Here is a 5,572-nt window from a genome sequence, read left to right on the forward strand (position 1 = left end):
GAGTCCGAACAGCGGGATAGACCCGACTTATTAGGTGTCAGACTAGGAGCCGGATGCAGTCAAAGCTGCACGTCCGCGTTCTGAAGGAGAGGTGTCTCCTGGTAACAGGAGCATCGACTCTAATTAAGTGGGAGGGGCGGGAGATAATACTCCCCCTCGACCTAACTCATATAAGAAATGTATATTGGACAGAACTATAGTTGATTAAGAGGCAGTCATGGCAGTTTTCGAGGGAACTTTTACCCAAACGGAGCCTTTGCGGTTTGCAGTGGTGATTGGTCGATTTAATGACCTAGTTACCGGAAAGCTGCTAGAGGGATGTCAAGATTGCTTGAAACGCCACGGTGTAGATCCTAACCCCCAAGGTAATCAGGTGGACTATGTTTGGGTTCCGGGAAGTTTTGAGGTACCTTTAGTAGCTCGCCAACTAGCACTTTCCCATCGTTATGATGCTGTAATTTGTCTAGGTGCAGTCATTCGAGGGCAAACACCCCATTTTGATTATGTATCCGCCGAAGTTTCTAAAGGCATTGCTGCCGCCAGCTTTCAAACTGGAGTGCCAGTAATTTTTGGCATTTTAACAGTAGATACTATGCAACAAGCCCTAGAACGGGCAGGCATCAAAGGTAATCATGGCTGGGATTATGCCCTGAATGCCCTAGAAATGGCAAGCCTCATGCGGCAACTGCGTTCTAACCTGGCAGAGCCATATTCTCGTAATAGCCAGTCTTTGCCAGCCTCTTTTCAAAGTACCAGCATAGGCAATTTAACTGCCGAGTCAGAAGAACTCGGCTAAATGAGTCAGCCCCTTTGGGGAAGTCAAAAGTCAAAAGTCAAAAGTCAAAAGTCATTAGTCATTTGTCCTTAGTCCCTTGTCCTTAGTCCCTTGTCCAATGACCACTGACCAATGACTAATACTTCGGCTTCGCTCAGTACAAGTGACCAATGACTAATACTTCGGCTTCGCTCAGTACAAGTGACCAATGACTAAATTAAGGGGTTGACAATTAGGAATAAATCTGAGATATTAATATATGGTTATCGATTGCGGGTATAGCTCAGTGGTAGAGCGTCACCTTGCCAAGGTGAATGTCGCGCGTTCGAATCGCGTTACCCGCTTCCAACTAAAACCTCTTGCAGTTTTTAACTCCAAGAGGTTTAGTGTTTTTAGGGTGCATTGAAGTCTTTGGCGATTCGCACTACACTCTTGTGAATCACTCCCAATGTGGACAGATTGAGCAAACAAATCGTCTACTGTCTCAATTTGAATATTGCACACAAAAAGAAGCGTTACTCACTTGCTAAGAAATATAAAACCCAGCTTTAGACTGGTGTGGATATACATTTGCTTTGCTACAATCTTTGTGTGGCAGAACAATAAATGCCCAAAAACGCAACCACATTACCTTTAAAGCGACAAATGAAGAGAAGGAAATTTTTATATAAGATAGCCAGCTATGGGGAAAGATTACAAACAGATAACCTCGTACTGATATGGCAATTAGGATATTTAGAGTCTGCTGCATCTACTGTTTGCAATGATGGCGATATTTGAATCGCCTGTTTATTTTCATAAAAAGAGAAGCCTTATCAGGCATTTACTAAAGGATCATACTCTCGCAGTTCGTGTAAAACACGCTCAAGTTACTAGAACGCTTGTGCAATCTCAAAAACCCGAAAAAATAGACTTCAATACCGAATATCCCTGTCCCTGTCGTCGCCGGGGTCAGTTAATTCCGATTACGTTGACAGAAGCATTTGGTTGCGATCGCTGTCAGCAAATCTTTGTAGTAGAAGATAATGGTCATGTCCTAGAACAGCTTTCTACCACCTATCCCTATAAGCGGGCTTGGCGTTGGATGGGAAATAGTTGGCATGTTGTCCATCCGCGCTTGGGAGAAAGCTATCTGCCCATAGCACTTGGCATTATTTTCGTGCTAGTGATTATATGGCTGCCATTAGCACTGCGATTGGCAAATAGTTCCAGCATTGTTGCTTGGGCAATGGTGGCGGTGCTATTGGCTATTCTGCCAGCACTAATGGTCTGGCTTACCTACAGACGTTAACTCAATGACTGTTGAAGTTTTGGATGATTACCCCGAACCAATTACTAGTGCCCAACGCGCCTATCATGCTTCCCTAAAGTTGGGGATCACAAAGGGAGCAGACCGGAGTCGTGCAGTACTGGCGATGGCACAAGCCCTTGAGCGCTCAGTTGACGACATTCTAGAAGCCAATACCTTGGATTTAGAAGCCAGTCGGGAAATGGCAGTGCCTGAGTTGATACTAGACTGGCTGAAGCTGACTCCCACAAGGCTAGAGATGACCGTGGACATTCTACAACGGTTGGGGGAATTATCAGATCCACTGCGGCGCGTTAGAACGGCTGATTATCAACTAGAAGATTCCCAGAGTTATACCCAGTTAATGCCCTTGGGAGTGATTGGATTTATTTATGAGGCGTTTCCAGATTTAGGAGCGATCGCAGCAGGTTTTTGTATCAAAACTGGCAATAGTATAATTCTCAAAGGCAGTACTGAAGCTAGCCATTCTAACGCGGTCATCGCTGAAGTACTGCAAAGTGCGATCGCTCAAGTTGGTCTACCTCTGGGCTGTCTAGAATTGATCACAGCAGAACACGGTGCTTCGGTTCGGGATTTAGTCACCCAAGACCAGTACGTGAATCTTGTGATTCCCTACGGACGTTCTAGTTTGGTACAGCAGGTAGTACGACAGTCAACTTGCCCAGTATTAAAGTCAGCGATGGGTAACTGTTATCTCTACTGGTCGCTAAATTCCAGTTTAGAAATGGTGCGCTGGATGATTCTTAATAGCCATCAGAGCGAACCAGACCAAGTTAATGCCATTGAAAAAGTACTCATTCATCGCCAAGCCTTGCCATCGTCAATAGCTGTTTTGTGGAACAGTTTGATGGAAAAAGGCTTTGAAATTAAAGGGGATGCAGAACTAGTAAAAGCCTTTCCTCAGTTGCAGCTGGTGAAAGAAGGGGAATGGGGAAACCCTTATTTAACTAGAACAGTAGCTTTTAAATTGGTAGATAGCTTAGAAGCTGCGATCGCTTGGATTAATGAATACAGCAGTGGTCATGCTGACTCTATCGTTACTGAATCCTATCAAGAAAGTCGGCAGTTTGCCTTAGGAGTTAACAGTGCCTCTACCTACATCAACACTTCCCCGCGTTTTTCCCGCAATCCCTCGCGGGGAGATTCAGTGTTTCTCGGCATGTCTAACCAAAAAGGTCATCGTCGAGGATTTATCAGCCTAGAAACCTTGACCACCGTTAAGCACATTGTTCAGGGAAATGGCAGGTTTTAAATTGAATGGGGCATGGGGCATGGGGCATGGGGCATGGGGCTCCAGGCGCAGAGTAGAAAGACTTGCTACATTCCCCTCTCCACCTGAAGTTCCCCTGCTTCATCTCCCTTGTTCCGTTTTCCCAATGCCCAATGCCCAATGCCCCAATCCAATTTTAAACTTAACAGAATCTTAATTTCTGCTTGATCCTGGTTTGCTAGGTTCCTTGTGTTTGGTTGAGCAGCAATTAGGAGACAAGTCAAATCAAGCCACTATAGCGCTTCTGGGTTGAGTTCAATACAGACCTAACCCCCAGCCCCTTCCCTGCAAGGGAAGGGGAGTATGATTCAAAGCCTCTCTTCTTTTAGGAGAGAGGTCAGAGTATATTGCATACAACTGAGAACCGCTATATTTGTGCTTTTCACAACTGACCCTCCTAAATGCCAACTGTATTTACATCTAGGTAGGGGTGAATATGGAACTTATGGATGGTACGCGCCTGCTAGCAAATCGGTGCAGACGGCGGAATTTTTTGCTGGGTGCAGGATTCTTAACGGGGTTAACAATCGCTAGCCAATGGCATCCGGTATTGGCTAACTCAAGGTTTTCTAGTTATCCCTTTAGTCTTGGTGTTGCCTCTGGCGATCCTTTGCCGGACGGTGTTGTTATCTGGACACGACTGGCTCCCAATCCACTCTCTGGAGGTGGAATGCCACTTGTAAATGTTCCAGTGCGATGGCAAGTTGCCCTTGATGAAAACATGAGGCGGGTTGTGCGACGAGGAACAGTGCTGGCGACACCAGAGTTAGCACATTCAGTTCACGTTGATGTCCGTGGACTAGACCCTGACCGTTGCTACTGGTATCAATTTCAAGCAGGTAGTGAAGTTAGCCCCATTGGACGGACTCGCACAGCAGCAGCATTTTATGGCTCTATCTCACAACTGAATTTTGCTTTTGTCTCCTGTCAAGACTGGCAAAATGGCTACTATACGGCTTATCGGCATTTGGCTGAGGAAAACCTCGACCTTGTGGTTCATCTGGGTGATTATATTTACGAATACGGGCCACAATCAGGTGGGCCCCGCCAGCATAATAGTCCAGAAATTATCACTCTTGCAGACTACCGCGATCGCCACGCTCTGTACAAAACTGACCCAAATCTCCAAGCGGCTCATGCTGCTTTTCCCTGGATTGTCACTTGGGATGATCATGAAGTTGACAACAACTACGCCAACTTAATCCCTGAAGATAACCAAACCCAAGAAGCTTTTAGGAAACGTCGAGCTAACGCGTACCAGGCTTATTATGAACACATGCCTCTGCGTCGGTTTTCATTGCCCAACGGCCCAGACATGTTGCTTTATCGACGGTTCACTTTCGGTAATTTAGCTGAGTTCAATGTCCTAGATACCAGACAGTACCGTACTAACCAACCTTGTGATGACGGACTTAAACCTCGCTGTGTTGAAGCTTTGGATGCAAACGCTACCATGACCGGCTCAGAACAAGAGCAGTGGCTACGAAAAGGGCTAGATCAGTCGCGATCGCGCTGGAATGTGATTGCTCAACAGACCATGCTTGGCCAGTACAATTTTAATAGTAGTCCAGGTGCAGGTGTCTTCAATGTGGATCAGTGGGACGGCTACGTAGCAGCACGTAATCGGCTTTTAAATTTTCTAAACCAGCGTCACCCTTCTAATCCAGTGGTGATTACCGGAGACATCCATTCTAGTTGGGTACATGACCTGAAGCTTGATTTTAATAACCCAAACTCACCGACAGTAGGCACTGAGTTTGTAGGAACCTCAATTACCTCTGACTTTCCTACCGAATTCATTGCTCCAGTTCAAGCTTCCCTACCCAACAATCCCCATACTAAGTTTTTTGACGGTGCTTTCCGAGGGTACGTGCGCTGCAAGCTGACCCCACAACGCTGGCAAAGTGACTACCGTGTTGTATCAAGCATCATTGATTTGAATGCCTCTATCAAAACCCTAGCTTCCTTTGTAGTCCAAAACGGACAACCAGGAGCGCATCTAAGTTAACGTGAGTTCGATAAACCTCTCCCTGAGTTAAACTAAAGTTCAAGTCTCTCCCTCTCCGACTCGGAGAGGGACGGTTTTGCATATTGAGGAGAATCCAGAAGTCAGAATTCAGAATTCAGAATCTCCCCATGCCTAAAGTCAGGGGATTCAAAAAAGTATAAATTTTTATCGCTTCCACGGATAAATCCGGGGGCTTTCAACCTAAGTCGC

6 protein-coding genes and 1 tRNA gene are annotated in these 5,572 nt (G+C 45.9%); all 7 read left to right on the forward strand.

Features of this window, described 5'->3' with window-relative positions:
* Positions 1-217 precede the first annotated feature (217 nt).
* The 7 genes from ribH (at position 218) to LC574_RS23905 (ending at position 5,362) form a co-directional block, all read left to right on the forward strand.
* Positions 218-796, forward strand: a complete 579-nt coding sequence (gene ribH, locus LC574_RS23875) for a 6,7-dimethyl-8-ribityllumazine synthase (protein WP_229456047.1) — start codon at positions 218-220, stop codon at positions 794-796.
* Between the two features lie 251 nt (positions 797-1,047).
* Positions 1,048-1,119, forward strand: a tRNA-Gly gene (locus tag LC574_RS23880).
* Positions 1,120-1,381: 262 nt separating this feature from the next.
* Positions 1,382-1,555, forward strand: a complete 174-nt coding sequence (locus LC574_RS23885) for a hypothetical protein (protein ID WP_229456048.1) — start codon at positions 1,382-1,384, stop codon at positions 1,553-1,555.
* Positions 1,556-1,658: 103 nt separating this feature from the next.
* Positions 1,659-2,066 carry a hypothetical protein gene (locus LC574_RS23890; protein WP_100901502.1) on the forward strand — a complete coding sequence of 136 codons (408 nt, stop codon included), beginning with the start codon at positions 1,659-1,661 and terminating at the stop codon, positions 2,064-2,066.
* Positions 2,067-2,070: 4 nt separating this feature from the next.
* Positions 2,071-3,336, forward strand: coding sequence for a glutamate-5-semialdehyde dehydrogenase (locus tag LC574_RS23895; RefSeq protein ID WP_229456049.1), 1,266 nt, complete (start codon positions 2,071-2,073; stop codon positions 3,334-3,336).
* A gap of 19 nt (positions 3,337-3,355) precedes the next feature.
* Positions 3,356-3,511: a hypothetical protein gene (locus LC574_RS23900; RefSeq protein WP_229456050.1), complete on the forward strand. Its 156-nt coding sequence runs from the start codon at positions 3,356-3,358 to the stop codon at positions 3,509-3,511.
* Positions 3,512-3,790: 279 nt separating this feature from the next.
* Positions 3,791-5,362 (forward strand): alkaline phosphatase, encoded by a 1,572-nt coding sequence (locus tag LC574_RS23905; protein ID WP_229456051.1) that lies wholly within the window; start codon positions 3,791-3,793, stop codon positions 5,360-5,362.
* Positions 5,363-5,572 lie beyond the last annotated feature (210 nt).

It is taken from the genome of Nostoc sp. CHAB 5715 (assembly GCF_020829685.1).
In the GTDB taxonomy this organism is placed as follows: Bacteria; Cyanobacteriota; Cyanobacteriia; order Cyanobacteriales; family Nostocaceae; genus Nostoc.

Excerpts from the sequence above, each read along its gene's own strand:
- LC574_RS23900 (WP_229456050.1), top strand. The coding sequence starts at position 3,356 with ATGGGGCATGGGGCATGGGGCTCCAGGCGCAGAGTAGAAAGACTTGCT.
- ribH (WP_229456047.1), top strand. The coding sequence starts at position 218 with ATGGCAGTTTTCGAGGGAACTTTTACCCAAACGGAGCCTTTGCGGTTT.
- LC574_RS23885 (WP_229456048.1), top strand. The coding sequence starts at position 1,382 with ATGCCCAAAAACGCAACCACATTACCTTTAAAGCGACAAATGAAGAGA.
- LC574_RS23895 (WP_229456049.1), top strand. The coding sequence starts at position 2,071 with ATGACTGTTGAAGTTTTGGATGATTACCCCGAACCAATTACTAGTGCC.
- LC574_RS23905 (WP_229456051.1), top strand. The coding sequence starts at position 3,791 with ATGGAACTTATGGATGGTACGCGCCTGCTAGCAAATCGGTGCAGACGG.